Annotated in this window: 19 protein-coding genes; 15 read left to right on the top strand and 4 right to left on the bottom strand. The window is 37.9% G+C overall.

Going from position 1 to position 18,744, the window contains the following annotated elements; genetic code table 11:
- Window positions 1–15: 15 nt before the first annotated feature.
- Window positions 16–567 carry a DNA-3-methyladenine glycosylase I gene (locus MKZ30_RS11575; RefSeq protein WP_033600622.1) on the top strand — a complete coding sequence of 184 codons (552 nt, stop codon included), beginning with the start codon at window positions 16–18 and terminating at the stop codon, window positions 565–567.
- A 37-nt stretch (window positions 568–604) separates the two neighbouring features.
- Here MKZ30_RS11575 and MKZ30_RS11570 read toward each other — a convergent pair whose 3' ends face one another.
- A complete protein-coding gene (locus MKZ30_RS11570) occupies window positions 605–2,260 on the bottom strand; it encodes a peptide ABC transporter substrate-binding protein (RefSeq protein WP_033600621.1) in 1,656 nt (551 codons plus the stop codon).
- Between the two features lie 318 nt (window positions 2,261–2,578).
- Window positions 2,579–2,920: a PepSY domain-containing protein gene (locus MKZ30_RS11565; protein WP_002355012.1), complete on the bottom strand. Its 342-nt coding sequence runs from the start codon at window positions 2,918–2,920 to the stop codon at window positions 2,579–2,581.
- Window positions 2,921–3,226: 306 nt separating this feature from the next.
- Between MKZ30_RS11565 and pepA the strand changes: the two genes are divergently transcribed.
- From pepA to ytpR, 4 genes are all read left to right on the top strand, one after another.
- Window positions 3,227–4,303 (top strand): glutamyl aminopeptidase, encoded by a 1,077-nt coding sequence (pepA, locus tag MKZ30_RS11560; protein WP_002355013.1) that lies wholly within the window; start codon window positions 3,227–3,229, stop codon window positions 4,301–4,303.
- Between the two features lie 11 nt (window positions 4,304–4,314).
- On the top strand, window positions 4,315–4,629 hold the full coding sequence (locus MKZ30_RS11555) for a thioredoxin family protein (protein WP_002355015.1): 315 nt from the start codon (window positions 4,315–4,317) through the stop codon (window positions 4,627–4,629).
- A gap of 147 nt (window positions 4,630–4,776) precedes the next feature.
- Entirely contained in the window at window positions 4,777–5,232 is a 456-nt protein-coding gene (locus tag MKZ30_RS11550; protein ID WP_002385249.1) for a universal stress protein, read from the top strand.
- Window positions 5,233–5,442: 210 nt separating this feature from the next.
- Complete coding sequence (ytpR, locus tag MKZ30_RS11545) at window positions 5,443–6,063, top strand: YtpR family tRNA-binding protein (protein ID WP_002361057.1); 621 nt, start codon at window positions 5,443–5,445, stop codon at window positions 6,061–6,063.
- A 46-nt stretch (window positions 6,064–6,109) separates the two neighbouring features.
- Here the strand turns inward: ytpR and MKZ30_RS11540 are convergent, their stop codons facing one another.
- Entirely contained in the window at window positions 6,110–7,408 is a 1,299-nt protein-coding gene (locus MKZ30_RS11540) for a S1C family serine protease (RefSeq protein WP_002368406.1), read from the bottom strand.
- A 400-nt stretch (window positions 7,409–7,808) separates the two neighbouring features.
- On the opposite strand from MKZ30_RS11540, the gene rlmH reads away from it, so the two are divergent.
- Both rlmH and MKZ30_RS11530 read left to right on the top strand, forming a co-directional pair.
- Window positions 7,809–8,288, top strand: a complete 480-nt coding sequence (gene rlmH, locus MKZ30_RS11535) for a 23S rRNA (pseudouridine(1915)-N(3))-methyltransferase RlmH (RefSeq protein WP_002355021.1) — start codon at window positions 7,809–7,811, stop codon at window positions 8,286–8,288.
- Window positions 8,289–8,335: 47 nt separating this feature from the next.
- Entirely contained in the window at window positions 8,336–9,178 is an 843-nt protein-coding gene (locus MKZ30_RS11530) for an LEM-3-like GIY-YIG domain-containing protein (RefSeq protein ID WP_002381116.1), read from the top strand.
- Between the two features lie 97 nt (window positions 9,179–9,275).
- Here MKZ30_RS11530 and MKZ30_RS11525 read toward each other — a convergent pair whose 3' ends face one another.
- The gene (locus MKZ30_RS11525; RefSeq protein WP_002387350.1) at window positions 9,276–10,679 is read right to left on the bottom strand and encodes a dicarboxylate/amino acid:cation symporter; all 1,404 of its coding nucleotides are present in this window, start codon (window positions 10,677–10,679) and stop codon (window positions 9,276–9,278) included.
- 328 nt (window positions 10,680–11,007) lie between these two features.
- Here MKZ30_RS11525 and gst point away from each other — a divergent pair, with 328 nt between their 5' ends.
- The 8 genes from gst (at window position 11,008) to sstT (ending at window position 18,708) form a co-directional block, all read left to right on the top strand.
- Window positions 11,008–11,517 (top strand): DinB family glutathione transferase, encoded by a 510-nt coding sequence (gene gst / locus MKZ30_RS11520; protein ID WP_002409189.1) that lies wholly within the window; start codon window positions 11,008–11,010, stop codon window positions 11,515–11,517.
- A gap of 138 nt (window positions 11,518–11,655) precedes the next feature.
- Window positions 11,656–12,120, top strand: coding sequence for an RNA polymerase sigma factor (locus MKZ30_RS11515; protein ID WP_002383292.1), 465 nt, complete (start codon window positions 11,656–11,658; stop codon window positions 12,118–12,120).
- Window positions 12,121–12,122: 2 nt separating this feature from the next.
- On the top strand, window positions 12,123–13,049 hold the full coding sequence (locus MKZ30_RS11510) for an anti-sigma factor (RefSeq protein ID WP_033600620.1): 927 nt from the start codon (window positions 12,123–12,125) through the stop codon (window positions 13,047–13,049).
- Between the two features lie 151 nt (window positions 13,050–13,200).
- Complete coding sequence (locus MKZ30_RS11505) at window positions 13,201–14,982, top strand: DNA-binding protein (RefSeq protein ID WP_249958766.1); 1,782 nt, start codon at window positions 13,201–13,203, stop codon at window positions 14,980–14,982.
- 111 nt (window positions 14,983–15,093) lie between these two features.
- On the top strand, window positions 15,094–15,834 hold the full coding sequence (gene truA / locus MKZ30_RS11500; RefSeq protein ID WP_010715458.1) for a tRNA pseudouridine(38-40) synthase TruA: 741 nt from the start codon (window positions 15,094–15,096) through the stop codon (window positions 15,832–15,834).
- A 23-nt stretch (window positions 15,835–15,857) separates the two neighbouring features.
- On the top strand, window positions 15,858–16,817 hold the full coding sequence (locus MKZ30_RS11495; protein WP_033600619.1) for a restriction endonuclease: 960 nt from the start codon (window positions 15,858–15,860) through the stop codon (window positions 16,815–16,817).
- Between the two features lie 116 nt (window positions 16,818–16,933).
- Window positions 16,934–17,317 carry a potassium channel family protein gene (locus MKZ30_RS11490; protein WP_002355036.1) on the top strand — a complete coding sequence of 128 codons (384 nt, stop codon included), beginning with the start codon at window positions 16,934–16,936 and terminating at the stop codon, window positions 17,315–17,317.
- A 128-nt stretch (window positions 17,318–17,445) separates the two neighbouring features.
- Complete coding sequence (gene sstT / locus MKZ30_RS11485) at window positions 17,446–18,708, top strand: serine/threonine transporter SstT (protein WP_002383297.1); 1,263 nt, start codon at window positions 17,446–17,448, stop codon at window positions 18,706–18,708.
- Window positions 18,709–18,744: the final 36 nt, after the last annotated feature.

Below are 18,744 nucleotides of genomic sequence, written 5' to 3'. Positions count from 1 at the left end.
AAAGGAGGCAGTACAATGGAGCGATGTACTTGGGCAACGAATACAACGGAAGAGATGCAAGCCTATCATGATGATGAATGGGGACGTCCAGTTCATGAAGAGCAACAGTTATTTGAGTTATTGACCTTGGAAAGTATGCAAGCGGGCTTAAGCTGGGCGATTATTTTGAATAAACGAGAAACGCTCAGGGCAGCTTATGATGCGTTTGATTATCGGAAAATTGCGCGATATGATGAGAAAAAAATTTTAGCTTTACTAGCAAATCCTGGTGTGATTCGTCATCGTTTAAAAATTCAAGCGACCATTACGAATGCGCAAGTTTTTCAAGAAGTTCAGGCAGAATTTGGCTCCTTTGATCGCTACCTCTGGAACTTTGTCGATCAGCAACCAATCGTTAATCACTGGCAGCACCCAGAAGAGGTTCCAGCCTCCACGGAATTATCGCAACAGATTAGTCGAGCGTTAAAAAAAAGAGGATTTAAATTTTTAGGTGCCACGACAGTCTATTCCTTTTTACAGGCGGCGGGATTGGTGAATGATCATTTAGAAACGTGTCAGTATAAATAATAAAGGTCTCCTTCTAAAATTGAAGGAGACCTTTACTTTATTCTTTATACGCCCACTTGAAGTCGTATTTAGCACCTGTTGGATGATAAATAATTTCTTTCACGTTTGGTGCACGTAAGTGTGATTCTGCTTTTTGGTAAATTGGCACAACACCCATATCAGCAATTACTGTTTTTTCAGCATTGATTAGATCTTCCCAGCGTTTTTCAGGATCGTTAACATCTGTGGTTTTGGACGCAGCAATGAATTTATCGTATTCAGGATTGCTGTAACGTCCACGGTTATTAGAAGTTGAGCTTTCTAATAAATCTAAGAAGTTAATTGGGTCTGAATAGTCGGCACTCCAACCACGAATAGCGATTTGGAAATCCCCTTTTAAGGTACGATCTAAGCGAACAGCCATAGGGACAGGCGTCACAGTTACTTTTAAGCCTTCCAAAGTATCAGACAATGATCCTTGAAGATATTCGCCCATTTTTTTAGCGCCTTCAGAGTCGTCTACCATTAAATCAACCGTTAAGTTGGAAACACCAAGTTCTTGTTTCGCTTTGTTCCAGTATTCCACAGCTTTTTTCTTGTCGTATTTGACTAATTTGTCGCTACCAGCTTCTTTAACAAAGTCTTCACCCGTTTTTGGTGATTTCGCGACATCCACAGGAACGAAGCCTTGTGAAGGAAGAGAGCCATTGGCTAAAATGTTTTTAGCTAATGAATCGCGATCGATGGCATAAGACATAGCACGACGTAAGTTTGCGTTGGTCAATGGTGATTTTTCATCTGCTTGATTCATTTCTAAATAGAAAGAAGAAGCGGCTTTTAATTGGACCAAGTCAGGCGAGTTTTGCATTTGTTGGGCCAGTTCGCCAGATAAATACGTATCATCCACTTCACCAGTTTCATAAAGATTTAAGGCAGTTGGGGCTTCTTTTACCACGTTGATAGCGACTTTATCTAACTTGACAGTCTCTTTGTCCCAATATTCTTCATTTTTAGTTAGAGACCATTTAGTATCTGTTCCGGGACCATCAAACTCAGTTAGTGTAAATGGACCATTGTAGACTGCTTTATCGCTACTCTTTGTATAATCTTTACCAAAACGTTCAACGATATCTTGACGTTGCGGCAAGAAAGAAGGGAAAGCCAATAAATCGTCAAAATATGGTGTTGCTGTTTCTAAAGTGATTTCCAATTCATGATCATTGATTGCTTTAATGCCCAATTCTTCTTTAGGTAGTTCCCCTTTAGAAATTTTTTCAGCATTTTTTACTGGTTCAAACATGTAGGCATATTCTGAAGCAGTGGCAGGGTCCACTGTTCGTTGCCAACCATAAACGTAATCTGCAGCAGTAACTGGTTTGCCATCAGACCATTTTGATTCTTCACGTAATTTAACTTTGTAAACTAAACCGTCTTCTGAAACAGTTGCTTTTTCGGCTGCACCAGCAGGCGCGGGTTTATTGTCTTTATCTAAACGATAGATTCCTTCGTAGATATTATTTAAAGTGGTAAAACTCACTTCATCTGTCGCAAGGGACGGATCGGCACTAGGCATTTCTTGGGATTCAACCATTGTGTATACTTGGTTGTTGCTACCGCCGTTGCTTGCTCCTTTATCGTCACTGCCACCGCCGCAGGCCGCTAAAGCTAAGCTTGATAATACAAGTAATGAAGTAAATAAAACAGATTTCTTCATTTGACACGCTCCTTTTCATTTTTAGCAATACTCTCAGTATAATGTAAAAATGAAAAGGAGAAATTAAAAAATCGTTAGAAATGATTATTCTTTTATCAATTTTTAAAAAATGTCTAATCTTTTTTATGAAAAAAGTGGACAAACGTTGATAAGTAAAGATTTAAGCTGATTTCCATGCAGAAAGCATTCGATTTTAGAGTATTTATTCATCATTGATTTGATTTTTTTGACATAAAATAAACATCCCTTTTACAAAAAACAAATGAGAAGAAAAAAAGATTGTTACAAAAGCAAATAAGTGCTTTTGTAACAATCTTTTTAATCTTTTAATCGTTGGATGTCAATGACAGTTCCTGTGTAGGCATCTGCAGTGAATTCGTATTGAACAATGCCGTCGTCTTCAATGCGGCAAATTCCTCCAGTATACGTTTTGGAGTGGATGGCGAATTTCCGCAAGGGCTTTTTCTCAAACTCAATCCACGAACCTTCAATCGGTCCTTCTTTTAAAAAAGCAGCTTTTACATTTTCTAAGACGAGATCAGCGGAGATTGTTTTTTTCTTATGGTAGAACAAGGTTGAGGCAATGCCGCCTACTAAACCAAGACCAACGCCTAGCGCTAAGCCGCCTTTAAAGTATGTCAACTCATTTTCTTCGTTCATTTGTATGACCTCCCTTGGTCGGTTTCTGCTTACTATTACTTTTGTCAGTATCACTCTTATTTTACCATAGAGAAGGGGCCGCTGAGAAATAAAAAAAGTTTTTCAATCATTCTTTTAGGGCATTCTCATTGTCACGTTTAAAAAGAGAAAGCGATGTGCATTTTCTAGTATTTGCGTTATAATAAGAGTGAAATCATATGAAAGGAGTACCTATTTTTATCGACAGGATAAAGTGACTTTTTAGAGAAAAAGTGACGCTTGGTTGGCGTAATTTCCAACAAATCAAAAGCAATAGGACATACATCTATGGAAGAAAAAACATTTCAACGAATCAAGGAATTAACTGAATTACAAGGAACCAGCGGATTTGAAGACGACATTCGCGCGTACATGAAAGAACATATCACCCCGTTAGTGGACGATGTTCAATATGATGGTTTAGGTGGTATTTTTGGGATTAAACGTTCAAAAGTGGAAGCAGCGCCACGCGTAATGGTAGCAGCCCACATGGATGAAGTTGGCTTCATGTTAACTCAAATTAACGATAATGGTTTATTCCAAGTGGTTCCTTTAGGTGGCTGGAATCCTTATGTTGTTTCAGCACAACGTTTTACGTTAAAAACAAGTAAAGGGAACTATCCATGTATTTCTTCATCTATTCCGCCACACTTGTTGCGTGGTACGAGTGGTCAAAAACAATTAGAAGTCTCTGATGTGTTATTTGATGCAGGATTCTCTTCAAAAGAAGAAGCTGAAAGCTTTGGCGTTCGTCCAGGGGATTCCATTGTTCCACAAACAGAAACGATTAAAACAGCCAATGGCAAAAATATTATCAGTAAATCATGGGATAACCGTTATGGTTGTACGTTGGTATTAGATGCATTGGAAACGTTACAAAATGAAGAATTAGGCCACACATTAATTGCTGGGGCAAACGTACAAGAAGAAGTCGGGTTACGTGGTTCTAAACCATCTGTTCATAAATTTAATCCAGATATCTTCTTTGCGGTGGATTGTTCAGCGGCAGATGATATTCACACGAAAAAAGGGACATATGGTCATTTAGGTGAAGGAACGTTATTACGGATTTTCGACCCAGGTTTGATCACATTGCCTCGCTTACGTGAATACTTATTAGATACAGCAGCGACACACAATATTCCGTATCAATATTTTGTTTCTAAAGGCGGAACGGATGCTGGGGCTGCGCACACAACTAATAATGGTGTACCAAGTACAGTCATCGGCGTTTGTGGTCGTTACATCCATACGCATCAAACAATGTTTAGTATTGCGGATTATGAAGCAGCGCGGGAAATGTTGTTACAAGCATTACGTGGCTTGGATAAATCAACAGTTAATACAATTGTTTACGGAAAGTAGAGGATGTTTAAATGATTTATCCCAATTCATTAGAAGAACTAGCAACTTATGTTGAAAAAGGTAAAAATGTTTTCTTCTTTACTGCTGATTGGTGCGGAGACTGTCGTTTCATTAAACCAGTCATGCCTGAAATTGAAGAAGCATTTCCAGCGTTTCAATTTATCGAAGTTGACCGTGATCAGTTTATTGACGTGGCTGCCGAGTGGAATATTTTTGGTATTCCGAGTTTTGTCGTAATTGAAAACGGTCAAGAATTAGGACGCTTAGTAAACAAAGACCGAAAAACAAAAGAAGAAATCAGTGCATTTTTAACTAGCTTAGGCTAATTTTCATGAACCAGAGGAACCATTAAATTAAGAGAGAATCAGCTGGACAAAAGGGCGTTCTGCGCAAGGGTCCTAAATTCATTTTTGACTCTAATTTCTTAGTCAAAGAAGCCTTTTAGATCAGCCTCCATCGGGAAGGTGACGAAAATGGAAGAACAAATGTATAAAAATATTCTTGTCGGCGTAGACGGTAGTGATCAAGCTAATTTAGCTTATGAACGTGCAATTGAGGTTGCTCGTCGAAACGGAAGCCGAGTCATTGTTGCAAATATTTTAGAAAATCAAGTGTATACAATGATGGGGTATTCGACGTTAAATGATCAATTAATTGATCAAGAAACAGCCGCTGCGGAAGAATTAATGGCCGATTGTAAAAAGTATGCTGAAAGCGTTGATTTTCATAATGTTGAAACAGTTACCATGTTTGGTTCACCCAAAGAAGTCATGAGTCATGAATTACCTGAAAAATACAATGTTGATTTAATTATGGTGGGACAATCAGGATTAAACGCAGTCGAACGTGTGGTCATGGGAAGCGTCAGTAGCTACATTATTCGCCAAGCCCCTTGCGATGTCTTAATTGTTCACTCTGAAGAAAAATAAGTAAAAAAAGTTATTGATTGAATAGAGAGTTGACCCTACGTTTCTTTTGTTTTTTCAAAGGATCAGCGGCTTGTCACTCAAAATTGAGGACTTGGAGAATAAGTCGTAGCGACATATTTTCCAAGTCTTTTAGTTTTTCGACAAAAAAGTATGCACAATGGGTCAATTTTTGATAAGATAAGACAGGAAAACGACAGAGGAGGAACAAAAATGATTTTTGCATATAACAAAGAACACGTTGGCGATGTCTTACTTGTCATCGTTGCGGACGATCAAGGGGCGGAAAACCAAGTGAAACGTGTCGGCGATGTGGCACGTGTAAGTTTAGTTGAGGCGCCAGAAACAGTGGTAGCTTGGAATATTTTCAATGCTTCAGCGCTTCTAGGCGACATTAATGGCACCGGCCAAGTAACTTTAACAGATGAGCAAATCGAAAAAGTCAATACAGCGATTAAAGATGCGGGATTTTCAGAAACCCTTGAAAAAGACGACACCCCTAAAATTGTGGTCGGCTTTGTCAAATCATGTAAAAAACACCCAGATTCAGATCATTTATCTATCACACAAACAGAAGTAGACAACGGCGAAATCTTACAAATTGTTTGTGGCGCACCGAATATCAAAGCAGGACAAAAAGTAGTTGTGGCCAAACCAGGCGCAATGATGCCTGATGGTTTAATGATTTGGCCAGGGGTTTTACGTGGGGAAGAAAGTTTTGGAATGATTTGTTCAGCAAAAGAATTACGTTTACCAAATGCACCTGCTAAAAAAGGAATCTTAGAATTGCCTTTTGATGCAGAAGTTGGTTCTGCATTTGCGGTAGGAGAATAAAAGAAAGAAACGACCTGTTGTTCAGACAACAGGTCGTTTCTTTCTTTTATTGATTGCTACGATTATTTTGTTGTGTTAAAGCTGATTTATCAATGGTTAAATCGATGGTTGCTTTCATTTCTTTAGAACCACGATAATAAGTCACTTCCATTTTGTCGCCAACTTTTTTCTTGTAAAGCGCGCTTTGTAAATCTGTAGTAGAGCTTACGTCTTGGCCGTCAACTTTCGTGATAACATCGTATTTTTCCAATCCAGCCTTTTCAGCAGGGGTCGCTGCTTCAACACCACGAACCACTACGCCAGTTTTTACAGAAGCTGGAATTTTTAAAATTTGTTCTTGTTGTTGTGAAGAGATACCTGTTAAATCAGACATCGTAATCCCTAGAGCTGGCCGCGTCACTTTACCATCTTTTTCTAATTGGTTGATAATGTTGACTACGTCATTACTTGGAATGGCAAAGCCCATCCCTTCAACGCTCACTTGACTAGTTGATTGCACAATTTTTACTGAGTTAATGCCAATGACTTGCCCTTCAATATTGATTAGTGGACCACCGGAGTTTCCTGGATTGATGGCAGCATCGGTTTGAATGGCATTAATATTGATGGTTTCACCGGATTCGTTTTTATTGGTAATATTTCTATTCACAGAAGAGATGATTCCTTGTGTGACAGAGTTAGCATAATCAGAGCCTAGCGGGGAACCAATTGCAATAGCAGGCTCACCGACTGTGATTTTACTAGAATTCCCAAACTCAGCGACTTGATCAACTTTGTCGGAAGAAATTTTAATCACGGCTAAATCCGTGTAAGCATCGGTTCCGACTAACTCGCCTTTCACTTTGGTACCATCAGATAAAACAACTTCCAATCCTTGTGCTTTATCCACGACGTGGTTATTTGTCACGACATAAGCCGTTTTACCATCTTTCTTATAAATAACCCCACTACCTTCACTGGCTGCTTCTAAATCGTTACCATTGTTGCCGGAAGAGTCTTGAGTACCTTCATTCCCACCGAACAATCCCCCAAAAGGATCATCTGCCGAAGAATTGTTGCTAGCACTTTGCATATTAATGACAGAAACCACAGAATTTTGAACTTTTTTCACGGCTTTTGTGACATCGCTAGACACATTGTAACTCACATTGCTGACTTTTGTGTCGCCGTGGTTAGTGGACGTCGTCGTCGCCGCATTATTTCCGCCGTTGGGTGTGGGAATAATCCCAGAATAAGCGCCTCCTAAAATAAGAGCGCCACCAAGTAAGCCGCCAGCTAAACCAATCCCAAATTTTTGCAATAAACTTTTTTTATCTGAATTAGGTGTAACATCTTTTCGTTGCATAAAATAACCTCCCAATAAGTGCATCTGAATTTTCTATATTAAGTATATCTGTTTCCTACTCCTTTAGTCTATCGAATAGCTTTGAATTTTTTATGAACAACTTAGGGAAAAATTACAGAAAAAATACGAATGAAAAAGTTATACACAGAAAAATGTGAACAAATCGGGAATAACTCTGTGTACAGTTTTCAGGAAAGTTATCCACAGAATGTGGATAATGTGGACAAATCAGTGGCGAATATGTGTTTGTATTGAAAAAGCTGTTAAATAAAGTAATTTTTTAGTTTCTTCTGTGGATAACTCTGTGTATATGTGTATAAGTATGTGGAAACGTTGTGGAAAGTAGCCAAACTTCGTGCTAAAATAAGAAAGAAGAGAAAACGAGAAAGTAGTGGAATAGGTGAAAATTAAACTAGTAACAGTCGGAAAACTGAAAGAAAAATACCTGATTCAAGGCATTAATGAATATCTAAAACGTTTAAATAGCTATGCCAAGATGGAAATCATTGAAGTCCCAGATGAAAAAGCCCCGGAAAAACTCAGTGACGCTGAAATGCTTCAAGTCAAAGAAAAAGAAGGCCAACGTATTTTGGGAAAAATTAATGACAACGAATACGTCTTTGTTTTAGCCATTAATGGCAAACAATTATCTAGTGAAGAATTTTCAAAAGAAATTGAACAATTAGGGATTAGTGGCAAAAGTAACCTAACGTTTGTCATTGGTGGCTCCTTAGGTCTCAGTGATTCAGTCCTTCAGCGAAGTAACCAACAAATTTCTTTTGGCCGCTTGACTTATCCACATCAGTTAATGCGTTTGGTATTAGTGGAACAAATTTATCGCGGTTTTCGGATTATGAAAGGGGAACCTTATCATAAGTAGGGGCGGTGTTTAAGAAGCGGAAATTTAGAAAGAAGGAGTCAAAATAGATGTTAGATAAGTTTTCTGCCCCAACACTAAATAAGTTACAAAAAGATAATCAGCATATTTATTATGTATACTGTTTGGTTGATCCAAGAAACAACCAACCTTTTTATATTGGTAAAGGGAAAGATAATCGTGTTTTTGCTCATCGACAAGCTGCGCTAAATTTGTTGCGACAATCAAATTTATTAAAAAACGATGAAACAGCGGGAACATTAAAAATAAAAACAATTCAAGAGATAAATGCATTGGGGATGCAAGTACTAAGCTATATACTTAGTTATGGATTATCTGAAGCTGAGGCTTTTGCAAGTGAAAATGCGTTGATTAATTATGCACGGCTTATTCAAAGGCTACCGTTGACAAACTTAGTAAAAGGGCATGGTTCTAAAGCTATGTTAGTGGAAGACATTGAAGAATGTTTTGGTTTTCAACCTATGTCAATAAGTGAAATAGCAACAGATGAGTTGATTCTAGCGGTGAAAGTAAGAGATGCTTTTCGCCTTAGTAAGGATGAAACGAAAGAGTATCCATTAGATGATACATTACGTGATGTTAATAACTTGAAATCGCGGACCTTGGGTAACTGGGTAATTGGTCGTGATAAAATACACCGTATTCGCTATATTATTGCCGTTAACACTGGAGCGGACAATGCTGTTGTTGCTGCATACAAAGTTTCTTCAAAGTATTCAGAATCAAAAATATTTGAGAATGGATTGACTCGTTATGCATTCCAAGCTTTATCAAGTAGAAAAGACACATTAAAAGAGCTCAATTTGTATAAAAAATGTTTGCCAGGAATTAAGTTTGGTAGCGGTAGTGCTGTTGCGTATATTAATAACTAGAATTTTTATTTAAAAAAGTTATTTTTTAATGAATATATTCAAAATAACAATAACGAAAAAAGCAGACTTCCATACAAGAAGTCTGCTTTTTCATTAATTACTCCGCTTCCGCATTTTGCAAGTCAGCGACATCAGTCAGATAAGTGGCTTCATCCAACAAATCTTCCGAATGTGCAACATAAATCGCAGTGGCGCTATCACCCACCACGTTTAGGCTAGTAACGAGCATTTCGATTGGACGATTAATGGCTAAAATTAATGAATACGTCGCAATCGCAATCTCATTGTTATAGTTTAAACCAGTTAAAATAGTGAAAAGGATAATCCCGCCAGCGCCAGGTGCCGCCGGTGTACCAATGGATGACATTAAAGCTAAAATGGCAATCAAGGCAATATTAGCTGGTGTCACTTCATAACCAGCTACGCCCGCCACAAAAATAGCCGCAATTACTTGCATAATCGCTGTGCCGTTCATATTAATAGTCATTCCTAACGGCAAGACAAAGGCGGCAACATCGCTGTCGACACCTAACTCTTCAACCGTTGTTTTTGTATTTAACGGTAAAGTGGCTGCCGAAGAAGAAGTAGAAAATCCAAAGACCACAACTTTCATAATCTTTTTAATAAAAGGAACAGGATTTAATTTTGTCGCAAATAAGATAAATAATGGGTAACCGATCATCAAAAAGGCTAAGAGCGTCGCTGTCGTTGTTACGACGTAGACTAACGCTGGTTTTAAATAATCAATCCCGTAAGAAGCAAACGTCCGAACTAACAACATAAAGACGGCGATAGGAGCAAATTTAGTAATTACAAAGGTTAAAAATAACGTGACCATCGCATTGACTTCTTCAATTAATTTTTTGAAAACACGAATTTTATCTCCTAATGCATTAATACATAAACCAGTAATCACTGCCAACACAACAACGGCTAAAATAGCACCATTGTCGCTAAATGCAGAACCGATATTTTTCGTGACAGCATTGACAATCACCATTAATGGGTTGCCGCTCGTACTTACTTCGACAGGAGCTAGCGTTTCAGATAACGACACATTAAAAGCGCCAGTTAAATATACGCTATAGCCCACAATTCCAGCCGTTAATAGAGCAATCAGTGACATCGATAAAAAGCCAAAAATCGTTTTATAGGAAATTCGTCCTAATTTTTGCGTATCGGTAATATGACAAATGGCTAAAGTAATTGAAGTAAAGACCATCGGCACAATCACTAATTGTAGGCCGTTGATAAATAGTTGACCAATAATATAGAAAAGCCCAATCGCAGATTGTCCTTTTTCAGGATCTGAAATATCTTGGAAAAGAATCTGATTGATTGTCTGCCACACAGCGCCTTGATTGCTGCGAATAAGGTGCTCTCTTAAAAATAAAAAGCCGAGCCCAACGATTAATCCTCCCACCAATGAAATCACCATTTTTTTGGTAAATGAGATACCTTTCACTTCACGTTTTTTCTTTTCCACTTTGTTGCCTCCCAAATAAATTGATTAAGCACCGCGCAAAAAAAGCCTTGCACACAAAAAAAGGGCAAGACATCTCGTATCATTCACTATACAAAAATACAGAATTTTACAGAACTTTGCCTTGTTAGCCTCTCGGACTATCTTAAAGGTACTTTTCCACATACTAAGGGAAACTAAGAGAATTGTCAATTCTTTTTTACTTAGGGAAGTGTTATTTTTGAAGAAAGTGATCTTTACCCTTTCCGCAGATACCGCAGCCAAAAAAGAACTACAACGGATTCTTTTGCAGTATAATAGAAAATAGAAACGAAAGAACAGGCACCAACACAAAGGAGGTATTTTTATGAAAGTCACTCAACTTTCTAGTGAAACCCTTGACCGAGCACATGAACGTTTTGAAGAAACACTTGCGCAAATGACCGTTGCCGAAGCAAACACGATGCCCGCACCATTAATCAAGTCTGTTACTTGGCTGATGTGGCACACAGCCAGAGAATTAGACCTACAAATTTCCGCACTTAATCATAGTGAACCGTTATGGCTTAGCCAACACTGGACAGAAAAATTTGCCTTGGATTTGCCAGATGAGACAGAAGACTGGCATCACACACCAGAAGAAGCGGCGAAAGTCGTGGTGGCAGAAAAGCAATTGCTTAGTGACTATTTAGCTGCCAGTGTGGCACTTACCAAAAGCTATTTAGATCAAGTCAAAGAAGAACAATTGTCAGACGTGATTGATAAAAATTGGACCCCGCCGGTGACTAGACAAGTGCGTTTAGTTTCAGCGATTGATGATGCAGTGATGCATTCTGGGCAAGCCGTTTATACACGAAGATTAGTCATTGGAAAATGATAAATAAGCAAAAACAAAAATGCTTCTGCTTAAGCAGGAGCCTTTTTTATTGAAAGAAAAAATACATAAAAATAATGAGCGAAGGACTGTCCACTTTTTCCCTAGTTGAAACGTTGTATAAGTGAAAGGAGCAATCAGATGAAAAAGGAGGCAAATTTTGACGAAGTACTATTTTCTTTGGGGCAAGAAGTCATCCAAGTCTTGATTCGCCGAGGAGCAAGTCTTGAAGATGCACAAGATGCAGTGTCGCAAACATATACAACGATTTTTTCAATATTACCTGAAATTACATCAGAAAATCTACGCCCGTGGTTTTTCCGAGTAACATTTAATTACTACATTACGATGTATCGAAAAAAGAAACGAGAACGCACTTTTGTGGCAAACAGCCATCCTGTACAATCAATAGAAAAAATGGAAGGGCAAGAGTTATTATTATTGATCGATTCCTTAAAAGATGAGGAACAAGAACTATTACTTTTGAAATATTATTATCAATTATCGTATGCCGAGATTGCGTTGATTTTAGAATTATCTGTTGAAAATGTTCGCAAAAAATTGTATCGCACACGTCAAAAATTAAAAAAAGAACTGGAGGAATAGAAGTGGATTTAAAAAAAAGTATTCGTAAAGCGAAAAGAAAACAATTTATCGTGATTGGTGCCATAACCGTTGTTAGTTTTGCTGTATTGTTTGTCGGTTTTTTTGTGGGAATGGATAAACTTTCGACGAAAAACTATCATACCCTACTAGAAGTAATTAATGATCAAGAAATGATTGCTTCACCAAACACTCAATTAGATTCCCAGGTAATTGCTAATAGTTCGCCTTTTGGGGGCGAAGTTGTAACTAATCGTTCAAAAAATATTGATGGTTACACGGTGGAGTGGAGTAATTTACGTAGCAGATATAGCTTTTTCAGAAATTCGATTGACTGGAATGAAGTCTATCCTGGTAGCTATTATTCTTCTAAGAATTTTTATGAATACAACCGACAAACCAAGCAGAAAGTAGCATCTTTTTATAACCCAGCGATTACCAATTACTATGGTGGTATCAAAAACGAGTTAAGTGAATTAGATAAAATGGAAAACCAAGTAGCGGAAGTGGCGATTTCTTTTGATAAACCTTATCCATATGAAGAAGTCCGCAAAATGTTACCGAGCAATGTCAACTTAGTTTGGCTCTATGTATACTCCGAAACGGTTAATGAAAAAGAAGGTCCTTCTGGTACGCTGCCTTATGGTTTTCAATTAAGCATGGACGATCACAACGAAATATTTGATCCTGAAAACGACAAGCAACACTTTTTTGAAACCTTAGAAAAATCCCCGTTGTTTGCTGACAACCAAGAAGGCCAAAAGTTTATCCAACAAAATAAAAATAAAAAAGTCGAAAAATTACCTATTTGGGGAGTCATGCTCACCGGACAAACCAAAAATTTCAAAGCCTTACAAAATGAACCTTTTGTTCGTGGTGCTTCAATTGGCGTGACCGTACCTATCGTTCCTTATATTCAGCCAGAGAAATAAACGTTCTTCAGAACTCTAAGCCTTCCGACTGATTTTGCTTCAACGATATTGTCAGTAAAAATAGAAAACGTTATAATAGAATGGATCACAGGAAGTGCTTCTACAATGCGTGGGAGCACTTTTTTTACTTATCTATGAGGAGGGCAAGTGAATGTTTTTTAATTTTATTGGGTTAACGTTATTTTTTGGTATCGGGATCTTAGTTGCGAATGGCGCCAAAATTGTAGCGAATAAAGGGAAAAAGAGTAAGGGGACCATTCTATTAATGGCGATTGAATTGCTCTTGTTAGGTATCTTTTTATTTGTGACTTTGCCAAGTAAAAATCTTTCAACCGTGTTATGGATTAATCTGATTGGCGCAGTGATTGCTAGTGGGGTGTTATTAAGTACACGCTTAGCTAGTAAAGTCGAAGTTCCTGGTATCCAAAAGGGCCGCAAAGAAGTAGGCAAGAATACCAACAAAACGGCTAACAAAGACTGGTCTGGCAAAATTTTGGGTGTTGCCGTTTTGGCAATGATTTTGTTGACCATTGTCAGTAGTATTACCAGAATTTCTTCTATTGATGAAATTTATCAAACGATTCCTTTAAAAACGGAAGAAAAAGCTGAAGTTTTAACTTCGGCGAAAGAAACACCCATTGCGATTGCACCACAAACGGCGAAACGAAAAATGTTACAGAAATTTTCTGTCATTCCCAATTCCAATATGTTTACTTTGGATGGTATAACGGCACAAGTTGTCAATGGCGAGTATGTTTATGTAACAACAGTCGAATTTAATGGCTTCTTTAAATGGCTAAAACTGGGGGAAGTACCTGGCTATTTCATCATTAGTGCAACAGATATCAACGCACAGCCAGAATTTGTAGAAAAACCAATTGTTTATACTCCTTCAGCTTACTTTGGCAAAGATGCCGCACGAAAAATTTATTCCGCTTATCCAGGTTATGCAGCAACTGGCACAATCAATTTAGAGCTGGATGACCAAGGGAATCCTTACTATATTCAAACGCTTTACAAAGAGTATGGGGTTTCTGGTCGCATGCACTATAATGAATTTAAAACGGCAGTATTGAATGCTACAACAGGAGAAGTTAACGTTTATGACAGTCAAAAAGCCCCAAGTTTCGTTGATGCGCCGATTACTAGCTCAGCGGCGAATAGCTTAAATGAATTCTTTGGTCGTTACAGTCAAGGCTGGTGGAACCAGACAATGTTTGGTGCCAAAAAAGATGTTAAAATTCCAACTGAAAATGGTATTTATGCATCAGGACAAATTACGCCGATGATGAACAAGGAAGGGAACCAGTTGCTTTATTTTACGGACTTTACAAGTAGTGAAAAAGACCAAGATTCCGCTTTAGGTTACTCCTTAATCAATGCCCGAACAGGTCAAGTTACGTATTATCGTGATACTAAAGTCGGCATTATGGATAGTGATGGCGCCATTTCTATCGCCTCAAAAATTTATCCAGAAAAGAAATGGAAAGCTAGTATGCCAGTCCTTTATAACATTGATGGCGTGCCAACGTGGATTGTTTCGTTAATGGACAGTAAAGGGATTTTCAAAAAATATGTCTATATAAACGCCGTAGATAATGATATTGTGATTGATGCAGACACGGCACAAGGCGCATTAGACGCTTATCGAATTGAGTTAGTAACCAAAGGAAGTAACAATGAAAATACAGACAAAGCCAACTTGAAAACGATGCAAGGTAAAGTAGCTCGTGTCTCAGTAGTAGCTGGGGAAGCGCAAACGGTAGTTTCATTTTTACTAGAAGATGAAAAAACCATTTTTAGCGTAACGACTAATAACAGTCCGCTGGCGCTATTCTTAAAAGAGGGCGACCAAGTGACATTTAAAGCCGTAGTGACTGAAAATGCTAAAGCAGCGAATGTTGAAGAATTGAAAATTGCAGGATTAAACTAAATAAAACACCTCTTTTCTATGGAAAAGAGGTGTTTTATTCTTGGAAAAGAAGAAAAATCCACCTATTTCTGCTATGATAAGAGAGAAAAAGAATACGAAGGAGCTTCGCCCATGCGCAACATAAAATTAACCATTGAATATGATGGTAAAAGATACTCAGGTTGGCAACGACTAGGCAATTCAGAGAAAACGATTCAAGGGAAAATTGAAAGTATTTTAACACAAATGACAGGTGAACCGATTGAAATTATTGGCTCAGGCAGAACGGATGCCGGCACACATGCACGTGGTCAAGTAGCGAATTTTAAAACGACTAGTTCACTAACAACAACCGAAATGTTATCCTTTTTAAATCGATATTTACCTGGCGATATTGTTGTTAAAGAAGTTACAGAAATGCCTGAACGTTTTCATGCACGGTATAACGCCACAGGCAAACAATACAGCTACTATGTTTGGAATAGCCCAATTCCTAATGCCTTTGAACGGTATCATAGTTTTCACTTTCCCAAAGCGTTGGATCAAGAAAAAATGGAACAAGCTTGCCAAAAATTAATAGGGACCCATGATTTTATTGGCTTTTCAGCATTGAAAAAAACCAAAAAATCGACTACTCGAACGATTGAAAAGATTACGATTGAAAGAGACGGCGAAATGTTACAGTTCACTTTTGTGGGCAATGGTTTCTTGCATAAAATGGTCCGCATCCTCGTTGGGACACTTTTAGAAATTGGTGCAGGCACCAAAGAATTAGCGATAATTGACGAATTATTCGCAACAAAAGTCCGAGAAGGCGCAGGTGAAACGGCTCCGGCACAAGGGTTATTTTTAGATGAAGTGTATTATAAATAAACAACTTTAGAGGTGGGGGAAAAGTGAATAAAGATTGGAAAAAACTAAAAGCGTCTAATGAAGGTATTCCAACATTTGAATCATTAATGCCATATACTTTAGAAGTTTTGAAAGATGGAGATATACTGAACAGAAAGATCATTTTAAAGCGTATTATTCAGTTCTTAGATATTCCGGATGAAATTGCCTCAATGATGTATCCAAACTACCCTCAAGGAGATGGGATTTTAGCAAATCGTTTCAGCTTTGCTATCAGCGATTTGTATAAAGCTGGAGCTGTTGAACGGATTAAACGAGGTATGTATCAAATAACAGAACTAGGTTTGGATTTATTAAATAATTATGGTGAAAAAATCAATAGAAAACTTTTGGAACAACAACCTGCATATCAAAAATATATGCAAGAATTAGTCGAACGGAATAATCGTGTTGGAACGACTACTATCGAAGCAAGCGCACCAATTGAAAGTGCTAAAATAGACATTGAGGATATGATCAACAATCAAAATAATCAAATTGCGATTGAACTATTAAATAAAGTTCGACAAGTGGAGCCAGTATTTTTTGAAAAGCTAGTTATACATTTATTGGAGACAATGGGATATAGTGGAAAACACGGAACGGCAGTTGTTACATCCAAATCAAATGATGGTGGAATAGATGGTATCATCAATCAGGATCCATTAGGAACTAGTACTGTTTATGTTCAAGCAAAGCGATATCACGAAACTAATACCATTGGTCGCCCTGCTATACAAGGATTTTATGGCGCTTTAGCTGCTGTAAATGCAGATAGAGGAGTTTTTATAACAACTTCTAGTTTTAGTGCTAATGCGCACGAATTTGCCAAAAATCAAGGGATAGTTTTAATAGATGGTATAAAATTAACAGAGCTCATGTTAGAGTTTGGTGTTGGTGTAGAAATAGCCAAGACGTACAAGCTATTTAGAATTGATAATGATTACTTTGAAGATGAGCTTTAGCTTATTATAAATAACAAAAAAATAAATTTTCTTTAACCATACCAATTAAAAAGTTGAACTTTTTTTGAAAAGTGCTAACGTTAAGAAGAGATTAACAATAGAAAGAGGTCATTTTGTTGCTATCTTTACTTATTTCTGTCAAAAAACTATTTTCATCTTTTTTAGGTATCTTAAAAAAAGAAGACACTCGTGCCTTGTTCTTTTTATTGGCAACCACGTTGTTGAGTGGGACTATTTTTTATTCAACAGTGGAAAAATTGTCGCCATTAGATTCGTTATATTTAAGTTTCATGACGTTAACCACGATTGGTTATGGAGATGTTCATCCAGTTACTGACTTGGGAAAAATTTTCACCATGGTTTATGCTACAGTGGGCTTGGGGATTATGGCTATGTTTATTTCGGTCGTAGCAAAATCCTACTTGTATTCTAAACAAAGTCATCACCACCATCACCATAAAAACAAAGAACATTCAGCGGAAAAGTCTTCAGAAAAATAGACGAAATTGATGAGTTGACCAAGTGTTTCTCGAAAAATGAAAGTTTTTTGAGAAACACTCTTTTTTTATCTTAATAATTATGGTAGTATGTCCCAAACTGTATTTTATTTTAAAGGAGCGTGAAGTGAATGGTCAAAGCGATTCGGAAATTATCGTTAATTCAAAAAATCATGATAGGGATTGTGATTGGAACCACCTTGGGTTTCTTGGTGCCAGAATGGACCTTCATCAGCGTTCTTGGTGAATTGTTTGTGGGCGCCTTAAAAGCAATTGCGCCGATTTTAGTTTTTGTCTTAATTATTGCGTCGCTAGCCCAACAAAAGGCTGGGGCGAAAACATATGTTGGATCAATTTTAGTTGTTTATCTGTTAGCGACATTTTTGGCAGCTGTTGTTGCCGTGACAGCAAGCTATCTGTTTCCCGTTAAGATTGTCTTGGAGGCGGCGCAGGAATCGCAAGCAGCCCCAACGCAACTTAGTGATGTTTTAAGTAATGTGTTAACAAGTGTTGTCCAAAATCCGATTCAAGCGATGATTGAAGGCAATTATTTATCTGTTTTATTTTGGTCCTCATTAATAGGTATTGGGTTACGTCAAAGTTCGGTCGCTACCAAGGATGTGATTGCCAATCTTTCAACAGGGATTACCACGGTCGTTCAAATGATTATCGGCATTGCGCCAATTGGAATTCTAGGTTTGGTGTTTCATTCGGTGGCAACAACAGGCATTGCAGGGTTAGCCAAGTATGGTCAGTTACTATTATTGTTAATTGGTACGATGGCCGTGGTTGCTTTAGTCGTTTATCCAGCGATTGTTTTTTGGAATATTCGGCAAAATCCGTATCCGTTAGTCTTTTTTGTATTAAAGGAAAGTGCGATTCCCGCATTCTTTACACGCAGTTCTGCGGCCAATATTCCCATTAATATGGAATTGGCGAAAGCAATGGATTTAAATGAAGAATCTTATGCGGTCTCTATTCCGCTAGGCGCAACGATTAATATGGGCGGCGCAGCCATTACGATTACTATTATGACATTGGCGGCAGTCCACACATTAGGCATGTCCGTACCAATCTATTTAGCATTATTGTTGAGCATCATCGCCGCTGTTTCTGCTTGTGGGGCTTCAGGAATTGCTGGTGGCTCCTTGTTGTTAATTCCGCTTGCATGTAGTTTGTTTGGCATTTCCAATGACATTGCCATGCAAGTCGTCGGCGTTGGCTTTATCGTCGGCGTAGTCCAAGATTCCATTGAAACAGCGTTGAACTCTTCTAGTGACTTGTTGTTTACCACCTCAGTTGAGTTAGCAGACCGACGTAAAAATGGTGAAATTATTGATGTTAAAGCGTTAATTGGCAAAAGTCAATTGGTGGTCGAACAAGAAAATATTTAAAAGAAAGGAACAACCCGCTAAAATGCTGGTTGTTCT

This window comes from Enterococcus sp. LX10, from assembly GCF_023539285.1.
GTDB classification, from domain to species: Bacteria; Bacillota; Bacilli; order Lactobacillales; family Enterococcaceae; genus Enterococcus; species Enterococcus faecalis.
Note: the sequence above shows the minus strand (reverse complement) of the source record. Positions and strands in the feature narration are given on the sequence as shown.

What these genes read in the sequence shown, in the direction of transcription:
- sstT (WP_002383297.1), top strand. Translation starts at nt 17,446, where the DNA reads ATGGTCAAAGCGATTCGGAAATTATCGTTAATTCAAAAAATCATGATA.
- MKZ30_RS11540 (WP_002368406.1), bottom strand. Translation starts at nt 7,408, where the DNA reads ATGCAACGAAAAGATGTTACACCTAATTCAGATAAAAAAAGTTTATTG.
- gst (WP_002409189.1), top strand. Translation starts at nt 11,008, where the DNA reads ATGAAAGTCACTCAACTTTCTAGTGAAACCCTTGACCGAGCACATGAA.
- MKZ30_RS11570 (WP_033600621.1), bottom strand. Translation starts at nt 2,260, where the DNA reads ATGAAGAAATCTGTTTTATTTACTTCATTACTTGTATTATCAAGCTTA.
- MKZ30_RS11575 (WP_033600622.1), top strand. Translation starts at nt 16, where the DNA reads ATGGAGCGATGTACTTGGGCAACGAATACAACGGAAGAGATGCAAGCC.
- MKZ30_RS11530 (WP_002381116.1), top strand. Translation starts at nt 8,336, where the DNA reads ATGTTAGATAAGTTTTCTGCCCCAACACTAAATAAGTTACAAAAAGAT.
- truA (WP_010715458.1), top strand. Translation starts at nt 15,094, where the DNA reads ATGCGCAACATAAAATTAACCATTGAATATGATGGTAAAAGATACTCA.
- pepA (WP_002355013.1), top strand. Translation starts at nt 3,227, where the DNA reads ATGGAAGAAAAAACATTTCAACGAATCAAGGAATTAACTGAATTACAA.
- MKZ30_RS11505 (WP_249958766.1), top strand. Translation starts at nt 13,201, where the DNA reads ATGTTTTTTAATTTTATTGGGTTAACGTTATTTTTTGGTATCGGGATC.
- ytpR (WP_002361057.1), top strand. Translation starts at nt 5,443, where the DNA reads ATGATTTTTGCATATAACAAAGAACACGTTGGCGATGTCTTACTTGTC.
- MKZ30_RS11565 (WP_002355012.1), bottom strand. Translation starts at nt 2,920, where the DNA reads ATGAACGAAGAAAATGAGTTGACATACTTTAAAGGCGGCTTAGCGCTA.
- MKZ30_RS11555 (WP_002355015.1), top strand. Translation starts at nt 4,315, where the DNA reads ATGATTTATCCCAATTCATTAGAAGAACTAGCAACTTATGTTGAAAAA.
- MKZ30_RS11550 (WP_002385249.1), top strand. Translation starts at nt 4,777, where the DNA reads ATGGAAGAACAAATGTATAAAAATATTCTTGTCGGCGTAGACGGTAGT.
- MKZ30_RS11515 (WP_002383292.1), top strand. Translation starts at nt 11,656, where the DNA reads ATGAAAAAGGAGGCAAATTTTGACGAAGTACTATTTTCTTTGGGGCAA.